The organism is Martinezella sp. CNPSo 3732 (assembly GCF_057784515.1).
The window spans coordinates 117,640-138,735 of sequence record NZ_JBXSOO010000013.1; the positions used below are offsets into that span (position 1 = coordinate 117,640).

At 60.7% G+C, this 21,096-nt stretch carries 21 protein-coding genes; 16 read left to right on the forward strand and 5 right to left on the reverse strand.

All coding sequences use genetic code 11. The annotated features are described in order from the left end of the window. The first annotated feature begins 46 nt into the window (after nucleotides 1–46). Together AC13RM_RS20660 and AC13RM_RS20665 are read left to right on the forward strand one after the other, a co-directional pair. Nucleotides 47–1,027 carry a complex I NDUFA9 subunit family protein gene (locus AC13RM_RS20660; protein ID WP_113231787.1) on the forward strand — a complete coding sequence of 327 codons (981 nt, stop codon included), beginning with the start codon at nucleotides 47–49 and terminating at the stop codon, nucleotides 1,025–1,027. Between the two features lie 288 nt (nucleotides 1,028–1,315). After that, nucleotides 1,316–1,480, forward strand: coding sequence for a hypothetical protein (locus AC13RM_RS20665; RefSeq protein ID WP_047628464.1), 165 nt, complete (start codon nucleotides 1,316–1,318; stop codon nucleotides 1,478–1,480). Between the two features lie 67 nt (nucleotides 1,481–1,547). On the opposite strand, the gene AC13RM_RS20670 is transcribed toward AC13RM_RS20665, so the two are convergent. Next, nucleotides 1,548–2,345 (reverse strand): undecaprenyl-diphosphate phosphatase, encoded by a 798-nt coding sequence (locus tag AC13RM_RS20670; protein ID WP_113231786.1) that lies wholly within the window; start codon nucleotides 2,343–2,345, stop codon nucleotides 1,548–1,550. A 151-nt stretch (nucleotides 2,346–2,496) separates the two neighbouring features. On the opposite strand from AC13RM_RS20670, the gene AC13RM_RS20675 reads away from it, so the two are divergent. Genes AC13RM_RS20675 through AC13RM_RS20685 form a run of 3 tightly spaced genes read left to right on the forward strand, consistent with a single transcriptional unit; the run spans nucleotide 2,497 to nucleotide 5,231 of the window. Beyond that, nucleotides 2,497–3,189: a glutathione S-transferase family protein gene (locus AC13RM_RS20675; RefSeq protein WP_015338534.1), complete on the forward strand. Its 693-nt coding sequence runs from the start codon at nucleotides 2,497–2,499 to the stop codon at nucleotides 3,187–3,189. Nucleotides 3,190–3,201: 12 nt separating this feature from the next. Further along, entirely contained in the window at nucleotides 3,202–4,359 is a 1,158-nt protein-coding gene (gene queG / locus AC13RM_RS20680) for a tRNA epoxyqueuosine(34) reductase QueG (protein WP_113231785.1), read from the forward strand. Next, nucleotides 4,359–5,231, forward strand: a complete 873-nt coding sequence (locus tag AC13RM_RS20685; RefSeq protein ID WP_440478865.1) for an SDR family oxidoreductase — start codon at nucleotides 4,359–4,361, stop codon at nucleotides 5,229–5,231. The genes queG and AC13RM_RS20685 overlap by 1 nt, the downstream gene beginning before the upstream one ends. 20 nt (nucleotides 5,232–5,251) lie before the next feature. Here the strand turns inward: AC13RM_RS20685 and AC13RM_RS20690 are convergent. Continuing rightward, nucleotides 5,252–6,200, reverse strand: a protein-coding gene (locus AC13RM_RS20690) for an IS630 family transposase (protein ID WP_374825021.1) whose coding sequence is annotated in 2 segments (ribosomal slippage) — nucleotides 5,252–5,863 and nucleotides 5,865–6,200 — 948 coding nt in all. Because the reading frame shifts where the segments join, the coding sequence is not laid out codon by codon here. A 472-nt stretch (nucleotides 6,201–6,672) separates the two neighbouring features. Here AC13RM_RS20690 and AC13RM_RS20695 point away from each other — a divergent pair. The 6 genes from AC13RM_RS20695 to AC13RM_RS20720 all read left to right on the forward strand — a co-directional run bounded on the left by AC13RM_RS20695 (nucleotide 6,673) and on the right by AC13RM_RS20720 (nucleotide 13,852). Further along, entirely contained in the window at nucleotides 6,673–7,041 is a 369-nt protein-coding gene (locus tag AC13RM_RS20695; protein ID WP_440480041.1) for a septal ring lytic transglycosylase RlpA family protein, read from the forward strand. Between the two features lie 205 nt (nucleotides 7,042–7,246). Then, entirely contained in the window at nucleotides 7,247–8,536 is a 1,290-nt protein-coding gene (locus AC13RM_RS20700) for an RsmB/NOP family class I SAM-dependent RNA methyltransferase (protein WP_374820801.1), read from the forward strand. 220 nt (nucleotides 8,537–8,756) lie between these two features. Beyond that, nucleotides 8,757–10,046, forward strand: coding sequence for an imelysin family protein (locus tag AC13RM_RS20705; protein WP_374820804.1), 1,290 nt, complete (start codon nucleotides 8,757–8,759; stop codon nucleotides 10,044–10,046). 46 nt (nucleotides 10,047–10,092) lie between these two features. Beyond that, entirely contained in the window at nucleotides 10,093–11,652 is a 1,560-nt protein-coding gene (locus AC13RM_RS20710; RefSeq protein WP_488555475.1) for a di-heme oxidoreductase family protein, read from the forward strand. Continuing rightward, nucleotides 11,652–12,761, forward strand: coding sequence for an imelysin family protein (locus AC13RM_RS20715; protein WP_374820810.1), 1,110 nt, complete (start codon nucleotides 11,652–11,654; stop codon nucleotides 12,759–12,761). Before AC13RM_RS20710 ends, AC13RM_RS20715 begins: the two co-directional genes overlap by 1 nt. A gap of 2 nt (nucleotides 12,762–12,763) precedes the next feature. Then, complete coding sequence (locus AC13RM_RS20720) at nucleotides 12,764–13,852, forward strand: DUF1513 domain-containing protein (RefSeq protein WP_374820813.1); 1,089 nt, start codon at nucleotides 12,764–12,766, stop codon at nucleotides 13,850–13,852. Here AC13RM_RS20720 and AC13RM_RS20725 read toward each other — a convergent pair. Then, nucleotides 13,822–14,190, reverse strand: coding sequence for a hypothetical protein (locus AC13RM_RS20725; RefSeq protein WP_374820905.1), 369 nt, complete (start codon nucleotides 14,188–14,190; stop codon nucleotides 13,822–13,824). The two genes, AC13RM_RS20720 and AC13RM_RS20725, sit on opposite strands and share 31 nt — an antisense overlap. Before the next feature lie 190 nt (nucleotides 14,191–14,380). Here AC13RM_RS20725 and AC13RM_RS20730 point away from each other — a divergent pair, with 190 nt between their 5' ends. After that, on the forward strand, nucleotides 14,381–15,184 hold the full coding sequence (locus tag AC13RM_RS20730) for an alpha/beta fold hydrolase (RefSeq protein WP_440480043.1): 804 nt from the start codon (nucleotides 14,381–14,383) through the stop codon (nucleotides 15,182–15,184). Nucleotides 15,185–15,199: 15 nt separating this feature from the next. Here the strand turns inward: AC13RM_RS20730 and AC13RM_RS20735 are convergent, their stop codons facing one another. Continuing rightward, on the reverse strand, nucleotides 15,200–16,270 hold the full coding sequence (locus AC13RM_RS20735; RefSeq protein WP_440480048.1) for a DUF2252 family protein: 1,071 nt from the start codon (nucleotides 16,268–16,270) through the stop codon (nucleotides 15,200–15,202). Nucleotides 16,271–16,432: 162 nt separating this feature from the next. Between AC13RM_RS20735 and AC13RM_RS20740 the strand changes: the two genes are divergently transcribed. From AC13RM_RS20740 to guaA, 3 genes are all read left to right on the forward strand, one after another. Next, nucleotides 16,433–16,894 (forward strand): PaaI family thioesterase, encoded by a 462-nt coding sequence (locus tag AC13RM_RS20740; protein WP_113233747.1) that lies wholly within the window; start codon nucleotides 16,433–16,435, stop codon nucleotides 16,892–16,894. Then, complete coding sequence (locus AC13RM_RS20745; RefSeq protein ID WP_440480044.1) at nucleotides 16,891–17,532, forward strand: 5'-methylthioadenosine/S-adenosylhomocysteine nucleosidase; 642 nt, start codon at nucleotides 16,891–16,893, stop codon at nucleotides 17,530–17,532. The genes AC13RM_RS20740 and AC13RM_RS20745 overlap by 4 nt, the downstream gene beginning before the upstream one ends. A 103-nt stretch (nucleotides 17,533–17,635) precedes the next feature. Continuing rightward, the gene (gene guaA / locus AC13RM_RS20750) at nucleotides 17,636–19,198 is read left to right on the forward strand and encodes a glutamine-hydrolyzing GMP synthase (protein ID WP_440480045.1); all 1,563 of its coding nucleotides are present in this window, start codon (nucleotides 17,636–17,638) and stop codon (nucleotides 19,196–19,198) included. A gap of 147 nt (nucleotides 19,199–19,345) precedes the next feature. On the opposite strand, the gene AC13RM_RS20755 is transcribed toward guaA, so the two are convergent. Continuing rightward, nucleotides 19,346–19,993 carry a TetR/AcrR family transcriptional regulator gene (locus AC13RM_RS20755; RefSeq protein ID WP_440480046.1) on the reverse strand — a complete coding sequence of 216 codons (648 nt, stop codon included), beginning with the start codon at nucleotides 19,991–19,993 and terminating at the stop codon, nucleotides 19,346–19,348. A 197-nt stretch (nucleotides 19,994–20,190) separates the two neighbouring features. Between AC13RM_RS20755 and AC13RM_RS20760 the strand changes: the two genes are divergently transcribed. Further along, entirely contained in the window at nucleotides 20,191–21,084 is an 894-nt protein-coding gene (locus AC13RM_RS20760) for an NAD(P)/FAD-dependent oxidoreductase (protein WP_374820824.1), read from the forward strand. Nucleotides 21,085–21,096: the final 12 nt, after the last annotated feature.

Consider the following 21,096-nt stretch of genomic DNA (forward strand, 5'->3'; position numbering starts at 1 on the left):
AGACGAAACCAGATAAGCCCAATCAAAGCCTTTCGAGGAGCCTGCCATGACCCTGTCCAACCTCCCGCCGCTCGTCACCGTGTTCGGAGGATCAGGTTTCATCGGGCGGCATGTCGTGCGTGCGCTTGCCAAGCGCGGCTATCGCATACGTGTCGCTGTTCGCCGTCCCGACCTTGCCGGCTTCCTGCAGCCGCTCGGCAATCTCGGCCAGATTTCGATCGTCCAGGCCAATGTGCGTTACCGCAATTCCATCGACCGAGCCGTCCAAGGCGCGCAGCATGTCGTCAACTGCGTCGGCATTCTCTCAGAAAACGGCCGCAACACCTTCGACGCCGTACAGGAATTCGGCGCCAAGGCTATCGCAGAAGCCGCCCGCGGCGCCGGCGCCTCACTGACGCATATTTCCGCGCTCAGTGCCGATGCCAACTCGCCTTCGGCCTATGCGCGCACAAAGGCGCGCGCCGAAACCGCCATCCTGTCGATCAAGCCGGATGCAATCATCTTGCGCCCCTCGATCGTGTTCGGACCGGAAGACGAATTCTTCAACAAGTTCGCCGACATGTCCCGCACCGCCCCCTTCCTGCCGCTGATCGGTGGCGGCAAGACGAAGTTCCAGCCGGTCTACGTTCAGGACATTGCAGAAACCGTCGCCCGCAGCGTCGACGGCAAGCTGAAGGCCGGCACGACCTATGAGCTCGGCGGTCCGGAAGTGCTGTCCTTCCGCGAATGTCTCGAGACCACGCTTGCCGTCATCAATCGCAAGAAGTCATTCGTCTCCATCCCCTTCGGCCTGGCTTCGCTGATCGGCTCCGTCGCCTCGCTGGTGCCGCTCATCAAGCCGCCGATCACGGCGGACCAGGTAACGCTACTGAAGAGCGACAACATCGTTTCCAAGCAGGCGGAAGCGGAAGGACGCACTTTGAAGGGCATCGGCCTGCTGCCGACACTGCTCGTCTCCGTGCTGCCTTCCTACCTGGTGCGCTACCGTCCGCAGGGCCAGTTCACGGGCTCGGGCAAAGCCGCCTGACGATTCGGCCATTCCACGAAATTCACACGCCGCCCGGCTTTACCGAGCGGCGTTTTTCATTGCCCCGCGAAGACAGAATTGTACCTTGGGACGCTGGAAGAGCAGTGTCATTCACAGCTTGGCGTTGCTCAAAAGACGCAGTGTGGAAATAGTAGCATTAACGTCAAATTTAATATGAACATTTATTGCTATTGCTCATCTCACTGACTAACACAGCCGCGCGTCCCAGGCTTGAACAACAAACCGGTCCGTGGCGCGCTTCACACTTCTGCGGAAAGGCATTCTTCGATGGGCAAGTCTATCGCGCTTCTGTTTGCGTGCGCGGCACTGGTGATTCTCGCAGGCTCCTTCGTGGCCCGCGGCAGCATCGCCTCGATCAAGGGCGAATGTGCGCCGACCTACGGCGTCGACCCCTGCACGACGGGTTCCATCGATGCGTCTTCCCCGAACTGATCGGGTATGAAAAAGGCCGGTTTTCACCGGCCTTCACTTTTCAGGATATCAGCACCGACGATCGGTCTCAGCCGAAATAGAGACCGATGAGACCGATTGCGCCGACGGTAATGCGCCACCATGCGAAGGGGGCGTAACCACGGCGGGATACGAAGTCGAGCAGCGCGCGCACGACGAGCAGCGCCGAGATGAAAGCCATGACGAAGCCGATGACGATCAGCTGACCATCGGCGAAGCTGAGATCATGGCGACTTTTCCACAAATCCAGCGTGAAGGCGCCGACCATCGTCGGCATGGCGAGGAAGAAGGAAAATTCAGCGGCCGAACGCTTGTCGGCACCCAGCAGCAGGGCACCGACGATGGTGGAACCGGAACGCGACGTTCCCGGGATCATGGCGAGGCACTGGAAGAAGCCGATCTTGATCGCCATCGGCCAGGAAAATTCATAGGCGCTGGTATATTTCGGCTTGAACTCGATCTTGTCGATGACGAGCAGGACGATGCCGCCGAGGATCAGCGAGATACAGATGACCTTCGGCGAATCGAACAGCACGGTCTTGATGAAATCATGCGCCAGCGCGCCAATGACGGCAGCGGGCAGAAAACCGAAGAGGACGGCGAGCACGAAGTGACGAGCCTTGGTGCTGACGGGGAGTGCCTTGGCGATCTGGACGAGGCGATTGAAATAGACAAGCAGAATGGCGAGAATCGCGCCGAGCTGGATCAAAACTTCAAAAGTACCGGCCGATTTGAAGCCGAGAAAATGTCCAAGCAGTATGAGATGGCCTGTCGAGGAGACCGGAATGAACTCCGTAAGCCCCTCTACAAGGCCTAAAACCAACGCGATAATAATTTGTTCAGCCATATCGTGTCCTTTGTCTAACGGCAGGGCGGCCCGATTCGCTTGTGCAAACTAGGCCAAGATCCTATAGCTTCAACCGATGACAAATGACTAGGGCCGCAGGATCGCGACCCAAAAGACTTCCGTAGCATCAATCAGAAACACCCGAGTACCAATGCCGACGCTGTATCATCACCCAATGTCATCTTCCTCCCGGTTCGTTCGCCTGATCCTGACGGAATATGGCTATCAGACGGAGCTGATCGAGGAACAGACCTGGGAAAAGCGACGCGATTTCCTGGCGCTGAACCCCGCCGGCACCCTGCCTGTCTATGTCGATGACAGCATGCGGGCGCTCTGTGGCGCCTCGGTCATTTCCGAATATCTCGACGAGACGCATGGCGTTCTGAAGCGCGACCGTCGGCTGCTTGCCGAAGATCCGTTCCAGCGCGCTGAAATCCGCCGGCTGACGGAGTGGTTCATGCAGAAGATGGAGCAGGATGTGACGCGGCCACTGACGCGCGAGCGCGTCTTCAAGCTGCAGATGACCGCCGAACAGGGTGGCGGCGCGCCCGATTCCAAGGTCATGCGCATGGCGCGCGGCAATATCCGCCAGCATATGAAGTATCTCTCCTGGCTTGCAGGTTCGCGGCAGTGGCTCGCGGGCGAACGGCTGAGCTACGCCGATCTCGCCGCCGCAGCCTCGGTTTCCGTGCTAGACTATCTGGGTGAGATCGACTGGACGGAATCGCCCGTCGCCAAGGAATGGTATCAGCGGCTGAAGTCGCGCCCATCCTTCCGGCCGATCCTGGCGGAGCGCGTGCGCGGTGTCACTCCGGTTTCGCACTACGCCGATCTGGATTTCTGACGAGGGCTCGATATGCCCGGTGATCGCGAAGCGGAAAAAGCTGACAAGCGCAGAAACACACTGACCGCTTTTTTGCGAGAGGAAGCGCGTGCCCAGGGTTTCGATCTCTGTCGCATCACCAGGCCGGATGCCATTCCCGAGGCGGCCGTGCGCCTTGGCCAGTTTCTCGACAAGAGCTATCACGGCACGATGGGCTGGATGGAAGAGACCCGCGACCGCCGGGGCGATCCGCGCGTGCTCTGGAGCGAGACCCGCTCCATCGCGGTCTTCGGCCTGAATTACGGCCCGGAGGAAGATCCGCGCGGCATTCTGGAAAAGCAGGACAAGGCGGCGATCTCCGTCTATGCCCGAAACCGCGACTATCACGACATCATCAAGGGTAGGCTGAAGGAAATCGCCACTCGCTTCGCGGCGCGCTCGAAGGAGGATGTCAAGGTCTTCGTCGATACGGCGCCTGTCATGGAGAAGCCACTCGCAGAGGCTGCCGGTCTCGGCTGGCAGGGCAAGCACACCAATCTCGTCAGCCGCAGCTTCGGCTCCTGGCTCTTTCTCGGCTCGATGTTCACCACGGCCGATCTCGAACCGGATGAGCCGGAGATCGACCATTGCGGCTCCTGCCGGGCCTGTCTCGACGCCTGCCCGACCGCTGCCTTCCCAGCCCCCTATCAGCTCGATGCACGGCGCTGCATTTCCTATCTGACCATCGAGCATAAGGGGCCGATCGATCCTGAGCTGCGACCGTTGATCGGCAACCGCATCTACGGCTGCGACGACTGTCTTGCCGCCTGCCCCTGGAACAAGTTCGCGAGCACCGCCTCAGAAATGAAGCTGGTAGCGCGCGAGGATCTCAAGGAACCATCGATCGCCTTTCTGCTTGGTCTGGACGATGCAGCCTTCCGCACATTCTTCAGTGGCTCGCCGGTCAAGCGCATCGGTCGGGACCGCTTCATCCGCAATGTGCTTATCGCGGCCGGCAATTCGGGCGAGCGTTCCTTTATCGAGAAATGTTGCGAACTGGCGAGGGATCCCTCGCCCACCGTGCGCGGCATGGCGGTCTGGGCTCTATCGCGGCTGATGACGGCTGGCGAATTCCACGCGTTTGCGGCAGAAAGAGATGAAGAAGCGGACGAAGAAGTCCGCGCCGAATGGAAACTGGCAGGGGTATTGTGATGCATGTGATGATTTTCGGCTGCGGCTATTCCGGAACCGCCATCGCCAAGGCCTTCGCCGGCTCCGGCATTCGCATCACCGGCACCACCCGCTCCGCCGACAAGGCCGAACAGCTGACGAAGGAAGGCATCGAAGCCTTCGTCTTCGACGGCGAGACGCTCGATCCGGCTCTGGCCGAGGCGATGCAAACGGCAACGCATCTGGTGCAATCGATCGCGCCTGGCAAATCGGGCGATCCGCTGCTGCGGCTGGCGCAGCTCAATCTCAAGGCCTTAATGCCGAAGCTGGAATGGATCTGCTATCTCTCGACCGTCGGGGTCTATGGCGACCATAAGGGCGCCTGGGTCAGCGAACAGACATCGCTGCATCCGGTTGCGGATCGCTCCGTCGAACGGGTCGAGGCGGAAGACGGCTGGCTGCGTGCCGGCATCCGGCTCGGCCTCCCCGTTGCCGTGCTGCGGCTTTCCGGCATTTACGGCCCGGGCCGCAATGCCTTCTGCAATCTGGAAAAGGGAACCGCCCGGCGGCTCATCAAGGCGAACCAGGTGTTCAATCGCATCCGCGTCGAGGATATCGGCGCCTGCGCCCGCTTCCTGTCCGATCGCAAGCTCGGCGGTATATATAATGTCACCGACGACGAGCCTGCGCCGCCGCAGGATGTCATTGCCGAGGCCGCGCGCCTGATGGGTGTCGAACCGCCACCGGAACAGCCTTTCGAAACAGCTGAGCTGACGCCGATGGCACGCTCCTTCTATGGCGAGAACAAGCGCGTTTCGAACGCGAAACTGCGCACGCTCGGCTTCCAATTCCGCTACCCAGAGTATCGTATGTCGCTGGCCGAACTCTGGTCCTCTGAAGCGTGGCGCGGCTGAGAAATCGCCCCTAGAGCATTTCATGTTTTGTTTGAAGCGTATCCGGCATTGAGGAGGTAATTGGCGCATTCGTCTGGTCCGATTGTCTGGACGAGTGAGCCGAGATATCGCCAGGTGTCTTCGATCGTGCGCATTTGCGCTTTTCTCATCCAATGTTTGATCTTGGCGAAAGCCTGCTCGATTGGATTGAGGTCTGGTGAATAGGGTGGCAAAAACCAGAGCCTTGCGCCGGCGGCCTTGATCAACTGGCGTATCTGCGCGGATTTGTGGCTACCCAGATTGTCCATGATGACGATGTCGCCTGGCCGCAGCGTCGGGACAAGTTGTTGTTCGACATAGGCCTTGAAGCATTGGCCGTTGATCGGGCCATCGAAGACGCAGGGTGCGGTGAGACAATCGGCCCGCAGCGCGCCGACGAAGGTCAATGTGCGCCAATGACCATGCGGGGCAAAGCCACGCAGGCGCTTGCCCTTAACACCCCAGCCGTACAACGGGGCCATATTGGTCTTGATCCAGGTTTCGTCGATGAACACAAGCCTTCGAGGATCAAGTCGCGTCTGCCATGACTGCCAGCGCTTGCGCCGACGGACAATGTCAGCCCGTGCCTGCTCCAGGGCAAACATCGTTTTTTTTGAAACGCAGGCCTTCGCGGCGCAGGAAACGCCAAACGGCGTCATGCGAGACGGTCACGCCTCTGACCGCCAGTTCATCCTTGAGACCATGCAGGCTGATCTGCGGGGTTTGCGCAATCCGCTCGGCAATAAAGGCACGATGTGGCTCCAAAAGACGTTTGCGGTGCCCTCCCATCTGGCCGGGCGCGACGGAGCCACTGCGGCGATACCGCTGCGACCACTTCACGACAGAGGAGACTGAGACACCAAACCGCGCCGCCACCGAGCGGCAGCTCTCCCCCGCCGCAACAGCACCAACGACTCGTTCACGCAGGTCATTCGAAAGAGGTGCGACCATCGATGCTGACCTCCTCTCAGCCAACATCTTGAATCACATCTAATCCCAAAAGGGAATCCTTGATTCAAACAAAATCAGAAACGATCTAATATACCCACCGGATCGCATGAAAATTCCTACTTAGCCGGCTGGCCTAGTTCAATTTGCTCCGCATTTATGGTTAACGACCTCTAAAATTGCACAAATGCGGCAGCAATTATGGCAGCGGCGGAAAATTATTTTTCCGATTTTTGTGATGCCCGGCATCGGCGGATGCTTACGAGAAAATTCATTCCAGTTTTAACTGATTTTATTAGGTTTTTTCCACGATCAAGCAAATCTGCTGAATAGCCCTAGTATTCTCTTAACATCACAAATGTTACAGTATGTAACATTCCGTGATCATTGGTGGCACTTTTTCGCCATTTTTGGCCTGATTTAAGCCCGCCGCCTACCCAGGGCGCAAGTTCAATAGCTTGAGGGAAAAATCGGTTTGAAGAAAATCGCACGTTCTTTGGCAATCGCCGCAACTATATCCGCCTTCTTTGCTGTCGTTTCGACTCCGGCATTTGCATCCGTTGGCTGCGGAGGCGCATCATGGTACGGAGGAAGCTCCAAGACTGCTTCCGGGGAACGCATGAGTTCCAGAAATCTTACTGCAGCCCACCGCTCGCTCGCCTTCGGCACGCGTCTGCGGGTCACCAACAAGCACAATGGCCGCAGCGTCGTCGTTCGCATCAATGACCGTGGGCCCTTCATTCGCGGACGTGTTCTCGATCTCTCCCGCGCTGCCGCACAGAACATCGGCATGGTCGCTTCGGGTACCGCCAAGGTCTGTTACGAGGTCGTCGCCTCGAAGTAATCGCCGAAAGCCGGAACTACCGGCAAATCGGCATGACGCTTGCTCTCTCGGCCAATCGCGGCTACCACGCGGTTGAGGCGTCTCAAAATCCGCCGCCATGGGCATTGTTTGCGCGGATCGGCGAGGCGTCAGCAGTTTTGGTAGGCGCAGAGTCCCAAGATGAGCTCGAACGGGTTCCGGGTCATGCGCGAGCAGGAGAGTGTGAATGCGTCTGGGCGGCCGATTGCAGGGGGCCATCGAAGTTCTTGCCGATATCGAAGCGCGCAAGCGACCGGTGGCCGATGCCCTGAAGGATTGGGGCCTTGCCCATCGCTTCGCCGGGTCCGGGGACAGGGCCGCGATCGGCAACATCGTCTATGACGCCTTGCGCATGCGGCTTTCGCATGCCTGGCTGATGGGAGACGACAGTGCGTCCGCGCTTGCTCATGCAGTCCTCTTCCGCCAATGGGGCCTGACGCCGGAGGCGCTGGCAGCGGAGCTGGACGGCGATAAATTTGCGCCCGAGGCGCCGAGCGCCGAAACATTGGCCGCGTTTGCGGCCCGCAAGCTCGAAGATGCGCCTCGTCATGTCCAGGGCGATATTCCCGAATGGGTCGAGCCCTCCTTCAGCCAAGCCTTTGGCGATGGCTGGCTTGCCGAAGCCAAGGCTCTCTCCGAGCGTCCGACGCTCGATCTTCGCGCCAATGCCCTGAAGGCTGACCGCGCCAAGGTCGTAAAGGCGCTGGAGCGCGCCGGTGGCCAGTCATCGAAGATTGCCCGTTTCGGCATCCGCATTCCCGCCGGAGAAGGCGCATCCCGCCTGCCGAACGTCACGGCCGAACTTTCGTTCCAGAAGGGCTGGTTCGAGGTGCAGGATGAAGGCTCGCAGATCGTCGCTGATCTAGTCCTGCCTGATGAAGGCGACCAGGTGCTCGATTATTGCGCCGGCGGTGGCGGCAAGACGCTCGCCATGTCGGCCGCGATGCACAATAAGGGCCAGGTCCATGCCTACGACAGCGACCGGCGGCGGCTGGCGCCGATCATTGAGCGCCTGAAGCGGGCGGGCACCCGTAACGTTCAGGTCCATGATGACCGCAACGGCTTGCTCCAACTGCGCGGCAAGTTCGACAAGGTTCTGGTCGATGCTCCCTGCACGGGCACCGGCACATGGCGGCGGCGTCCCGATACCAAATGGCGACTGACACAGAAGAACCTCGATGAACGCACCAGCCAGCAACAGGAAGCCCTGGCGCAGGCCGGCGAATTCGTCCGCCCCGGCGGCGCTCTGCTCTATGTCACCTGCTCGGTGCTGCCGGAGGAGAATGAGGCACAGGTGAACCGTTTCGCCGCCCAGAATCCAGACTTCGAAGTCGTGGAAACCCTGAGCTCCTGGGAGAAACTGTTCGGCAAGGATGCCGCAAAGCCGCGCTCCTCCGACGGCAAGACCATTACCCTGACACCGGCCTCCACAGATACCGACGGCTTCTTCTTCAGCCGCCTTCAACGGAAAATGTGAGTTGGCGGCGAACGCGCCTGCTTCCACTGCCCCGCCGACACAATATCAAACGCCCCATATCCGCGCATTCGCAAGCGAATCCATTTCGCTTGCGACGTTAAATCCTTGGTCTCTCGCCTTAAAATCGTTCTAAACTAGAGCGTTTGACACAAGTTTGTTTTTCATACATGACACAAATTGCCAAGTTTTGACGGTGCCCCCGCTGTCACAGGAGAGGAACATGAAACTGAAAAACAGAATTGGCGCCGCGCTCGCGGTGGCCGTGATCACGACCGCCGCATTCAGCCTGCCGGCTCTCGCAGCCGCTCCCGAGCCAGCTGCCGTTCTCAAGCATTATGCGGAACTGGCACATGCCAAATATCAGGACTCGCTGACGACGGCGAAAGCACTCGACAAGGCGATCGACGCTCTGCTCGCCAACCCCAGCGACAAGACGCTGAAGGCGGCACGTGCGGCCTGGATCAAGGCCCGTGTTCCCTATGCGCAGACGGAAGTCTATCGCTTCGGCAACCCGATCGTCGACGATTGGGAAGGCAAGGTCAATTCCTGGCCGTTGGACGAAGGCCTGATCGACTATGTCGACGCCTCTTACGGCACTGAAAGCGACGAGAATGCGCTCTATGTCGCCAACGTCATCGCCAACAAGACGATCAAGATCAACGGCAAGGATGTCGACGCTTCGCATCTGACGCCGGAATTCCTCTCGAGCACGCTGCATCAGGCCGGCGGCGTCGAAGCCAACGTTGCGACCGGCTACCACGCCATCGAGTTCCTGTTGTGGGGCCAGGATCTGCACGGTACCAAGGCTGGTGCTGGCGAACGCCCCGCCACCGATTACGATCTGAAGAATTGCAGCCACGGCAATTGCGACCGTCGCGCCGAATATCTGAAATCCGCCTCGACGCTGCTAGTATCCGATCTGCAGGAGATGACGGAGAAGTGGGCGCCGGACGGCGAAGCCACCAAGCATGTCGAAGCCGATCCGAAGGCCGGCCTCACCACCATCCTGACCGGCATGGGTTCGCTCTCCTACGGCGAACTTGCCGGTGAGCGCATGAAGCTCGGCCTGCTGCTGCATGATCCGGAAGAAGAGCAGGATTGCTTCTCCGACAATACCTATAACGAGCACAATGGCGACGCCATCGGCATCGCTGCGGCCTATACAGGCAACTATACCCGCGTCGATGGCACCAAGCTGAAGGGCCCGTCGCTGCACGATCTGGTCAAGGCCAAGGATCCGGCGCTCGACAAGGAGATGGAAGGCAAGCTCGACACGACGCTTGCAGCCATGAAGGCGCTGGTGCATCGCGGCGAGACGGTCGAGAAATACGACCAGATGATCGGCGAGGGCAACAAGGAAGGCAACGCCACCGTACAGAAGGCCATCGACGGCCTGCTCGACCAGACGAAGAGCATCCAGCGCGTCATCGCCGCTCTCGATCTCGGCACGATCAAGCTCGAAGGTTCGGACAGCCTGGACAACCCGAACGCCGTCTTCACCAAGAAGTAATAAGGGATGGCGGCAGCGCGACAAGGCGTTGCCGCCTCAATACCCCATGACAGGTTTACCGGCCAATCGCGCCCTTTTGCCCGCCATCGCCGCGGGTATTTTGGTTTTTTCCATCACGCTGGCAGCCGCCGATATTCTCGATTTTCCGACCACGCGCAGCGATCTCTCTGCCGAAGAGCTGAAGCGCGTGCGCGACGTGACCCGCGCAACCAGCAACTTCCTCAAGGCCGAACCCTATGAAACGATGCAGGGCGGCGGTCTGACCTCGATCGACAAGGTCACGCGCGATATTTTCTCCCAGCCTTCGGCCAAGCTAGACCAGGAACAGGGCCAGGACTTTCATCTCGGCAACTCGCTCTTTCGCAAGCTTTGGGTCTCCGCCCCCTCCTCCACCCAGGCTTCCGATGGACTGGGGCCGCTGTTCAACGCCCGCTCCTGCCAGAGCTGCCATATCCGCGATGGACGGGGTCATCCGCCTGAAGAAGCGGGAGCTGCCGCGACCTCAATGGTCTTGCGCCTTGCACGGCCCGCCGTAACCCCGGAAGAGGAGCAGGTCGTCAAGGACTTTCACGCGCTGAATTTTCCGGATTCGACCTATGGAGCACAGCTGCAGGATCTTGCCGTTCCGGGCCTCGCCGCCGAAGGCAAGGTAACCCTCAGCTATACCGACGAGACGGTGACGCTTACCGGCGGCGAGACCGTGACCTTGCGCAAGCCGACATACGAGGTGAGCGATCTCACCTATGGGCCGATGGATACAAGCACCACGCTTTCAGCGCGCATCGCGCCGCCGATGATCGGCCTCGGCCTGATCGAGGCCATTCCGGATGCCGATATTCTCGCCAATGCCGATCCGGACGACAAGAAGGGCACCGGCATTCGCGGCCGCCCTGCCATCGTCCGCGATCATCGCACCGGTCAGCTCGCGCTCGGGCGCTTCGGCTGGAAGGCCCAGAATGCGACCGTGCGCGACCAGGTGGCGGACGCCTTCTCCGCCGATATCGGCATTTCGACGCCGGACCGGCCCAATCCCTATGGCGACTGCACTGCCAAGGAACCGCAATGTCTGGCCATGCCGAACGGCGTGCAGACGCGCCTCGGCGACACCGAAGCGCCGGATCCAGTGCTTCCGCTTGTCACCTTCTACTCCGAAAATCTTGCCGTGCCCGCCCGACGCGCGACGAGCCAGTCCGCCGTATTGCACGGCAAGGAGATGTTTTACCGCTCCGGCTGTGCGGCCTGCCACACACCGAAATTCGTGACGCTGGACGGCCTGAAAAGCAGCGACGGCAAGGATTCGCCGCAGGCTTTCCAGCTAATCTGGCCCTATTCCGATTTCCTGCTGCACGACATGGGCGAAGGCCTTTCGGACGGGCAGCAGGTAGGCGTGGCATCCGGTCGCGATTGGCGCACGCCGCCGCTCTGGGGTATAGGCCTGACACAGACTGTCAGCGGTCTGCAGGCCTATCTGCATGACGGCCGCGCCCGCACCCTCACCGAAGCCATCCTCTGGCATGGAGGAGAGGCGGAAAAAGCCCGCAATGCATTCGCTGGTTTTCCGAAAGACGACCGGCAAGCCCTCATCAACTTTCTGGAGTCCCTTTGATGCGCCACTGGAAACGCCTTGCAGCCGGCCTTCTCTTAACCGTTGCGGCCCTGCCTGCCCGCGCCGAAGACGCGACGACCAATGGCGCCGGCCTGAACGAGGCGGCGGTGCCGGCCGTGCTGCAGAAGGCCGTCGATGACGTGATCCGCCCCGGCTACCGCGCCATGCACGATTCCACCTCGAAACTAACCGCGGCCATGAAGGCTCTTTGCGCCGATCCCACAGACGCCACCCTTTCCGGTGCCAAGTCGGCTTTCGGTGATACGGTGAAGAGCTGGTCGCGTATCGAGATCGTCGACACAGGCCCCATTATCGAAAAGAACCGCTTCGAACACATCCTCTTCTATCCCGACCGCAAGGGCGTCGGCCTCAAGCAGGTGCAGGCGCTGATCGCCAAGGCGGACGAGAACGACACGACCGTCGAGGCCGTCGCCGGCAAGAGCGTCGCGCTCATGAGCATGACGGCGCTGGAATATGTGCTCTTCGGCAACGGCTCCGATGTCCTCGGGAAGGATAAGCAGAGCTTCCGTTGCCGCTATGGCGCGGCTGTTGCCCGCAATATCGAAAACACCGCCAAGGAAATCGTCGACGAATGGGATGCGCCAGATGGCGTGCAGAAATCCTGGAAATTCCCGGGCAAGACCAGCGACGATTTCATGGACAACAAGGAGGCGGTAACGGCGCTGCTCGGAATTCTCGTGCATGGCGCGGCCAATGTCCGCGACCAGCGGCTGGAAACCTTCTACAAGGGCGATCCGGCAACGGCCCGGCCGAAGATGGCGATCTACTGGCGTTCGGCCAATACGTGGGCCTCGTTCACGGGCAATATCGAGGGCCTGAAGACGCTCTGGGAAAAAGCCGACATGGCAAGCCTGCTGCCGGCGGACAGACGTGCCGTCGCCACCAAGATCGACGGCCTGCTGAATGAGCTTGCGACGACGGCGACGACGATCAATCCGGATATCGAGGCGGCCATCGGCAACGATGCGGAACGCGCCAAGATCGACAAGCTGCTCTCCGTCAGCCGCGACCTCGCCACCAGCTTCAGCGAGGAGTACGGCGGCGCCATCGGGCTTTCGGCCGGATTCTCCTTCGCGGATGGAGACTGAGTGTGATACGCAGCGGCCTCATCGATCGGAGAGCCTTCGTCAAAGCTGCGGGGCTGACCTTCCTCGCGGCGCTGAAGCCCGGCGCCTTGATGGCATTGGAGCGGGCGGATGCGGTCTACGCCTCCGGCATACGCGCTGCCGACGGCTCCTTTGCGGTTGCGACGGTGACGGAACAGGGGCGGATCGTCGATCAGGTCGCGTTGCCTGCCCGCGCGCATGGCATGGCTTTTTCCAAGGTAACCGGCAAGACCGTCGCCTTCGCGCGCCGGCCCGGCACCTACGCGATGATCTTCGATCCCTGGAACAAGGCCGAGCCGATCGTCATTTCCGCTAGAGAAGGCAGGCATTTCTACGGCCACGGCACGTTTTCGCCCGATGGCAGGCTGCTCTATGCCAGCGAGAACGATTTCGACAACAATCGCGGCATCATCGGGCTCTATGATGCCGGCAACCGCTTTGCGCGCATCGGCGAATACGAGACCTACGGCGTCGGCCCACACGACATGACGGTTTCAGACGACGGCAGATTCCTGATCGTCGCCAATGGCGGCATCGAGACGCATCCGGATTTCGGCCGCACCAAGCTCAATCTCGACCGCATGGAACCGTCGCTGACGCTGATCGACGCAGCGAGCGGCCGGCTGCTCGAAAAGCACACGCTGCCGGCGCAATATGCCCAGGTGTCGACGCGGCATGTCGATATCGACGCCAGCGGCCGCGTCTGGTTTGCCTGCCAGTATGAGGGCCACCGCAACGACCTGCCGCCGCTTGTCGGCCACTTCGTCAAGGGCGAGGACCTGACCTTCGTTACCCTGCCTGACGACACGACGCGGGCGCTCGGCAATTACGTCGGCGCCATCGCCGTCAATCGCGCTGAAAATCTCGTCGGCGTGACATCACCGATCGAAGGAACTTCGGTGACGCTCGATGCGAAGACGGGCAAGGTGCTGAAGGTGGAGAGCATCGCCGATGCGGCGGGTATCGCGCCGGCTCAACATGGCTTTGCCGTTTCCTCCTATGGTGGCGACTTTCTGGGCGAGCACAGCGACGTCGCCTGGGATCAACACATCGTGCGGATCGCCCGCGGCTGAGCCAGACTTTGGCTGCAATGCCCAGGTAAGCTTGCTGCCTCGATAAAGCGCCGCAATGCCGTCGCGGCATTCAGCATATGTCTCCGCATGAGCCACGACGCCATTTCCCCATCCCCTTCCGCCATAGCCTGCAGGAGGCTTCGCGCTGCGAATACGCCCGGACAGCAACTCGCGCGCTTCAAACGCGCCGTCCACCACCACTCCCAATCGGCAAGGTCAACAAGGCTGTATGCAAAAGAATTCCATCTCACTGCATTCGCATACATATAACCCATCACGTAACCGTTACGCATCCAATTATTGACCAAATCCGCCACTTCGAATACATAAACAATCAACAGCCTCTGCTTTGCATACACAAAGCAAGCTCGACGCCGAACAGGAATACAGGATCGGTCATATTTGATCCGCGCGTTCGATCATATGCCGCTCCGAGACATACAGAATTTCAGAAGCTTTGCTGCTCCGACATTCGGCGCGGAGGGCTTTCTGGCGCCTATTAATCCTCTAACCATAAGGATCACGATCATGATGATGACCAGAAGGAGTTTCTCGACCGCCGTTATCGCCGGCGCCGCTGCCTCCCTCATTTCCGCGCGCGGCGTGGCCGCCAGCACTCCGACACCCGCATCCGGAGCTGTTAAGTCTGCGCCATTGAAGGCACGCAATGTCGTCCTGGCCCATGGACTTTTTGCAGACGGCTCCTGCTGGACCGAGGTTATCGCCCGGCTGCAGGCCAAGGGGCTGAACTGCACGGCGGTACAAAATCCGTTGACGACACTTCCGGAAGCGGTGGAGGCCGCACAGCGGGTTCTCGATCGTCAGGACGGCCCGACTGTCCTCGTCGGCCATTCCTTTTCCGGCATGATCGTCACCGAAGCCGGCGTGCATCCGAAGGTTTCCGCGCTCGTCTATGTCGCCGCCCGCGCACCGGATGCCGGCGAAGACTATACGGCGCTCGCCAAGACATATCCGACACCGCCGGCATCAGCGGGCATCGTCTTTGATGGCGACGAAGGACGGCTGACCGAGGAAGCGTTCCTGCGTGATTTCGCCGGCGACTTGCCCAAAGCGAAGGCCGAGGTGCTCTATGCCGTGCAGCAGCCCTTCCAGAAGGCGCTTCTATCCGGCAAGACCACGCAGGCCGCCTGGCGCAGCAAGCCCAGCTGGTATGCGGTCTCCACCGAAGACAGGACGATCAATCCGGATCTGGAGCGCTTCATGGCCAAGCGCATGGGTGCCAAGACCATCGAAGTGAAGGCCAGCCATCTCTCGCTGATCTCGCATCCCGATACGATCGCTCATCTGATCCTGGAAGCTGCAGGGCATTGACCGGTTCGCTGGGCCTTAGCCCCTTCCCGCAAATTCCGCCTGCTCCGCCGTGACCGCTGCGGCCGCCGCCTTGGCGGCCACACGCAGCCAATCGGGCCCTCGAGCATCGAGATCGGCCAGAATACCGGGAACGAGCGATGCATCGTTGGCGTGGCAATTGGCGATTTCAAAACCCATCAGATCCAGCATGTCGGGCGACAGCAGCACCTCGGCATCGCCGCCGACCTCGATCTTGCGGCTGTTGGGCGACAGTCGGCGCACCAGCAAGCCTCGGCTAACCTGATAGCGCGGATCGGGTGAACGCGCTCGTCCGGCAGCGATGATGCCAGTGCGGATCGTCTCGTCCGACGGATCGTGCTTCAGCGACCAGCCGGATTGCAGGAGCGCCTTGACCTCGCGCACAACCGGGCCGCCGCGCCAATCGACATAGGCGATGAAGCGCGGGCGGCCGAGGCTGCCCGTGCCGGCCAGGCGTGGCTTCGGCTCGAAAGCTGCTGCCGAATCCGGTAGGGCCTCGTGCAAGGCCTTGAGATAACGATCGGGTGCGGTTGCCGGCGGCAGGTTGCGGTATTTCTCCCAAAAGGCCTTGCGCTCGGCATTCGGCAGCAAGACGGCATTGCGCAGCCATTTGTAATCGCGTTCGAGAACGACGGGAGACGGCTCGCGCAGCCCACGGCGATAGCCGGCGAGGATGCTGTCAGCAACAACACGCGGCGTCGGGCCATCCTCGCCGCGCGCCAGGATAGCACTCGTGGCAAGGCGCACAAGATCGAGTACATAGGGCATGACGGCCGCCTCGTCGAAATCATTGGCGCCCCAGACGAGGCGGCCTTCCTCATCGCGCCAGGTGCCGAAATTTTCCAGATGCGTATCGCCGATCGCCAGCAATTGCAGTGCGCTCTTTAGCTCAGGGCAGATGTCGAGGATGGTTTCCGCCCAGCGCCAATAGGTGCCGCGCAGGAAGGAGAAGCTGTCGGCCTTCATCAGCTTGTGTTTCTTTGCCAGACCCGCCTCCACCAGATCGGCGCCGAGCTGCGCCCGCATCCAGGTCTCATAGGCAGCCACCGATTGCCGGATCGTCGTCATCTGCGCCCTCGCCACAAGCATCATCGCTTCGGATAGCATGACGATCCGATCGTGGAAATTCGATGTCGGGAGTGCAGGCCGGGACGCCTCCGCTTTTCCACCGGATGACCCTTGTCCAAACCGCCTCTCCGTGCCAATTTCGCACCCGCGAAAGGGGACGGCATGACAGGGGCAGACGAGACGGGGACCAGCGGCGATTTTCGGACCCGCATCAGGACCAGCTTCGAACGGCAAGCCGCCATGGCGACGATCGGCGCAGAGCTGACGCGCGTCGAACACGGCACGGTCGAGATCGAGCTGCCCTTCGATATCAAGCTGACGCAGCAACATGGCATATTGCATGCCGGCATCATTGCCGCCGCGCTGGATTCGGCCTGCGGCTTTGCCGCCTACAGTGTCATCGATCCTTCCGCATCGATCCTCACGATCGAATTCAAGGTCAATCTGATGTCGCCGGGGCGCGGCGAGCGCTTCCTGTTTCGTGGCGACGTCACCAAGCCTGGCACGACGATCATCGTCGCCGACGGCCGCGGCTATGCCATCGGCGACGGACCGGCCAAGCTGATTGCCTCGATGACCGGAACGATGATGGTCATCCGGGGCAGAGAGGGAATTAGCGGATGAAATTCGAACTGAAGCGGGTATCGGGCAAATCGATCCTGTTCGTCATGGCCGCCGAGGCCGAATATGGACCCTTCCTGCGCTCGCGCATCGATCCGCTGATGACGGGCGTAGGCCCCGTGGAGGCGGCCATCGCGCTCACCCGCGCCTTCGCGCAGCTCGAAGCTCAGGGCGATCTTCCTGATCTCGTGGTGTCGCTCGGCTCGGCCGGCTCCGCCAAGCTGGAACAGACGGAGGTCTACCAGGTCACCTCCGTTTCCTACCGCGACATGGATGCTTCGCCCCTTGGCTTCGAAAAGGGCCGCACGCCTTTCCTCGATCTGCCGGCGACGATCGAGCTGCCGCTGCGCATCCCGACCATTGCCGAGGGCAGCCTTTCGACCGGCGCCAATATCGTCTCGGGCTCGGAAGCCTATGAGCGCATCGGCACTGATATGGTCGACATGGAAACCTTCGCGGTGCTGCGCGCCTGCCAGACCTATGGTCTGCCGCTGATCGGCCTGCGGGGCATTTCCGACGGAAAGGTCGATCTGCAGCACATTTCCGACTGGACGGAGTATCTGCATGTGATCGACCGCAAACTCTCCTATGCCGTCGATGGGCTGTTTACGGCGTTGGAAGACGGCGTATTCTGGTTCTGAGGAACCGGAAACTAAGCAAAGTAAGGACAATCGAGACAATAAAATCGGCGCTTGCGTGATTTGCCCGATTGCCAGGGAAAGCGCTTTTCATTAAAGGCTCGCCATGACCCAGACAGCACATCCAGATACCGTTCTCATCGTCGATTTTGGCAGCCAGGTGACGCAGCTCATCGCACGGCGTGTGCGCGAAGCGGGCGTCTATTGCGAAATCGTTCCCTTCCAATCCGCCGAAGCCGGCTTCAAGCGGTTACAGCCGAAAGCCGTGATCCTGTCAGGCAGTCCGGCCTCGACCGTGGACGAAGGTTCGCCGCGGGCGCCGCAGATCATCTTCGACAGCGGCATCCCGGTCTTCGGCATCTGCTACGGTCAGCAGACCATGTGCATGCAGCTCGGCGGCAAGGTCGAGAGCGGTCACCATCGCGAATTCGGCCGCGCCTTCCTCGAAGTCGACAAGGACTGCGCCCTCTTCGAAGGGCTGTGGTCGAACGGTTCGCGCCATCAGGTATGGATGAGCCACGGCGACCGCGTCACCGCGCTGCCGGAAGGTTTCGAAGTGGTCGCGACGTCCTCGAACGCACCTTACGCCTTTATCGCCGACGAGAAGCGCAAATATTACGGCGTGCAGTTCCATCCGGAAGTCGTGCATACGCCCGATGGCGCCAAGCTGATCGGCAACTTCATCCATAACATCGCCGGCATCAAGGGCGACTGGTCGATGTCGGCCTATCGCGCCAAGGCGGTGCAGGCGATCCGCGATCAGGTCGGCGACAAGCGCGTCATCTGTGCGCTCTCCGGCGGCGTCGATTCCTCCGTCGCCGCGCTTTTGATCCACGAAGCGGTCGGCGACCAGCTGACCTGCATTCTCGTCGACCACGGCCTGATGCGCAAGGACGAGGCGGCGGGTGTCGTCGCCATGTTCCGCGAGCACTACAATCTGCATCTGATCCATGTCGATGCTTCCGACCGCTTCATTGGCGAGCTTGAGGGTGTTTCCGACCCAGAAACTAAGCGCAAGATCATCGGCCGGCTCTTCATCGAAACCTTCGAGGAGGAAGCCAAGAAGCTCGGCGGTGCCGATTTCCTCGGCCAAGGCACGCTTTATCCTGATGTCATTGAGAGCGTTTCCTTCACCGGCGGTCCCTCAGTCACCATCAAGTCGCACCACAATGTCGGCGGCCTGCCGGAGCGCATGAAGATGCAGCTCGTCGAGCCGCTACGCGAACTCTTCAAGGACGAAGTGCGCGCACTCGGCAAGGAGCTCGGCCTGCCCGACAGCTTCATCGGCCGCCATCCCTTCCCGGGCCCCGGCCTCGCCATCCGCTGCCCCGGCGGCATTACCCGCGAGAAGCTGGAAATCCTGCGCGAAGCCGATGCCATCTATCTCGATGAAATCCGCAAGGCCGGTCTCTACGACGCGATCTGGCAGGCCTTCGCCGTGCTGCTGCCAGTCCAGACCGTCGGCGTCATGGGCGACGGCCGCACCTACGAATTCGTCTGTGCGCTGCGCGCCGTCACCTCCGTCGACGGCATGACGGCGGATTTCTATCACTACGACATGGAATTCCTCGGCCGCGCCGCGACCCGCATCATCAATGAAGTCCGCGGTATCAACCGCGTTGTCTACGACGTCACCTCGAAGCCGCCCGGCACGATCGAGTGGGAGTGACGGGGGTAACGGTGGTGATCGCGCAGTCTAAGCGCCAATTTTCGCTGCCGTGCCTGTTTCATCCATTTGGGCTGTGCTTGAATGGCGTTGCCCAAAAAAGCGGATGTTCTTGATTGCTTGCCGTCCTGCTTCGCGGCTTCGTCTAGACTATCCGCCCGCATGGTCGCTGCCACCGTGGGCGGCGATGAACATGGCGACGGCCGATCGGCAATAGGATTCGATTTCGTCATCGTTCTCTGCTCCCGCCTCATCGAAGCGTGCAATAATCAGAAGATCGGAGCCTTTGAAAAGTGCGGCAAACAAGCGGGCGGACCGGAGAGGATCTGGCACGTTCAGGACCGCCCTCGCGTGCAACTGACGTAACAGGGTCTCGATTTGGGTGACGATATGGGCGGGGCCGGCTTCGTAATGGACCTTGCTCAACGACTTTTGGTTCGGCGTATCGGCCATGACCATGGCTTCGACGTTGCGGACGTCTGGGCGCAGCAGCGTGCGAAGCAGCGATGATCCCACCGCCATAAGCTGATCCTCGGCCGAGCCATCGACGCCTTCAAAAAGCGCCTGTGGGATTAACTGCTGGCAGCGGGCCGCGAAGGCCGCGCCAAACAGCGCCTCCTTGTTCTCGAAGTGCCTGTAAATGCTGAGCTTGGATATCTTCGCTCGCTGGGCGACCTTGTCCAAGGTCGTCGCTTGAAAACCCAATTCTGCAAAGAGTTCGCCTGCGGTGTCGACAATGGTTTGGCCAAGCGCCTCATTGGCGGGCCGGCCACGCCGGCCTCGACTATTTTCGGTCATCTCAATTACAGTCCTTGACGGTATCGTTATTCATGAATTACGATACTACGCAGTTTCATAAATTCCAAGAGTGGATTTCATCGTGTCCTCCAAATCAGGATTGCCTTGGCCGCCCACCGATATCGAATGCGTGTCGCTGGACGATATTGCGCGGCAGACTCAGCACCCCCCTCCATCCGCAACACGGAGCCATCACCATGGATGACGTCATCATTATCGGCGGCAGCTTTGCTGGCCTTGCCGCCGCCCTGCAACTCGGTCGTGCCCGCCGCAAGGTCACCGTTCTCGACACCGGCCTGCCGCGCAACCGCTTCGCCGGCCACTCGCATGGTATGCTTGGTCACGATCACAAGCCGCCACTGGACATTCTGGCCGAAGCGCGCCGGCAGTTGGCGCGTTATCCTGCGATCAGTCTGGTCAACGCTCGGGCCGACAGCGTCTCCGGCACGATCGACAATTTCTCGGTGCTAACTGGCGATGGCGAAAGCCTTGGGGCGCGCCGCGTGATCCTGAGCTATGGCATTACGGACCAAATGCCTGATGTGCCGGGCTTTGCCGAAGGCTGGGGCACGTCCATCGTGCCCTGTCCCTATTGCGACGGCTTTGAAGTCGCCGGCCAGCATTGGGGCCTCGTCTGGTCCGGCCCGCAGTCGCACAATCAGGTCAGGCTGTTCCACGATTGGACCGACCGGTTGACGGTCTTCGCCGATGGTCACGACATCCCGACCGATATCCGGGCCGATCTGGAGCGTCGCAACACACCTATCGTCGATGGCCGGATCACTGAAATCATCCGTCATGGCGGCAGTAATCCCACCCTCAAGCTCGATTCCGGCCGTGATGTCGCTGTCGACATTCTGTTCGCGCATCCGCGCAACAAGCCGTCCGCCGGCCTGCATGAATCACTGGACCTCGCCACGACCGCTACGCCCCTTGGCATCGTCCTCAAGGTTGATGAGCGCCGCGAAACCAGCATGCCCGGCATCTACGCCGCGGGCGACCTCACCAACCCCATGATCCCCTCAGTGACCACGGCATCATGGCAAGGCACGATGGCGGGCATCTTCGCCCAGCAGTCGATGCTGACTTGAGAGCACAGATTG

Bases quoted from the DNA above. Each gene is read 5' to 3' on its own strand.
- AC13RM_RS20660 (WP_113231787.1), top strand. From the start codon at position 47: ATGACCCTGTCCAACCTCCCGCCGCTCGTCACCGTGTTCGGAGGATCA.
- AC13RM_RS20665 (WP_047628464.1), top strand. From the start codon at position 1,316: ATGGGCAAGTCTATCGCGCTTCTGTTTGCGTGCGCGGCACTGGTGATT.
- AC13RM_RS20670 (WP_113231786.1), bottom strand. From the start codon at position 2,345: ATGGCTGAACAAATTATTATCGCGTTGGTTTTAGGCCTTGTAGAGGGG.
- AC13RM_RS20675 (WP_015338534.1), top strand. From the start codon at position 2,497: ATGCCGACGCTGTATCATCACCCAATGTCATCTTCCTCCCGGTTCGTT.
- queG (WP_113231785.1), top strand. From the start codon at position 3,202: ATGCCCGGTGATCGCGAAGCGGAAAAAGCTGACAAGCGCAGAAACACA.
- AC13RM_RS20685 (WP_440478865.1), top strand. From the start codon at position 4,359: ATGCATGTGATGATTTTCGGCTGCGGCTATTCCGGAACCGCCATCGCC.
- AC13RM_RS20700 (WP_374820801.1), top strand. From the start codon at position 7,247: ATGCGTCTGGGCGGCCGATTGCAGGGGGCCATCGAAGTTCTTGCCGAT.
- AC13RM_RS20705 (WP_374820804.1), top strand. From the start codon at position 8,757: ATGAAACTGAAAAACAGAATTGGCGCCGCGCTCGCGGTGGCCGTGATC.
- AC13RM_RS20710 (WP_488555475.1), top strand. From the start codon at position 10,093: ATGACAGGTTTACCGGCCAATCGCGCCCTTTTGCCCGCCATCGCCGCG.
- AC13RM_RS20715 (WP_374820810.1), top strand. From the start codon at position 11,652: ATGCGCCACTGGAAACGCCTTGCAGCCGGCCTTCTCTTAACCGTTGCG.
- AC13RM_RS20730 (WP_440480043.1), top strand. From the start codon at position 14,381: ATGATGATGACCAGAAGGAGTTTCTCGACCGCCGTTATCGCCGGCGCC.
- AC13RM_RS20735 (WP_440480048.1), bottom strand. From the start codon at position 16,270: ATGACGACGATCCGGCAATCGGTGGCTGCCTATGAGACCTGGATGCGG.
- AC13RM_RS20740 (WP_113233747.1), top strand. From the start codon at position 16,433: ATGACAGGGGCAGACGAGACGGGGACCAGCGGCGATTTTCGGACCCGC.
- AC13RM_RS20745 (WP_440480044.1), top strand. From the start codon at position 16,891: ATGAAATTCGAACTGAAGCGGGTATCGGGCAAATCGATCCTGTTCGTC.
- guaA (WP_440480045.1), top strand. From the start codon at position 17,636: ATGACCCAGACAGCACATCCAGATACCGTTCTCATCGTCGATTTTGGC.
- AC13RM_RS20755 (WP_440480046.1), bottom strand. From the start codon at position 19,993: ATGACCGAAAATAGTCGAGGCCGGCGTGGCCGGCCCGCCAATGAGGCG.
- AC13RM_RS20760 (WP_374820824.1), top strand. From the start codon at position 20,191: ATGGATGACGTCATCATTATCGGCGGCAGCTTTGCTGGCCTTGCCGCC.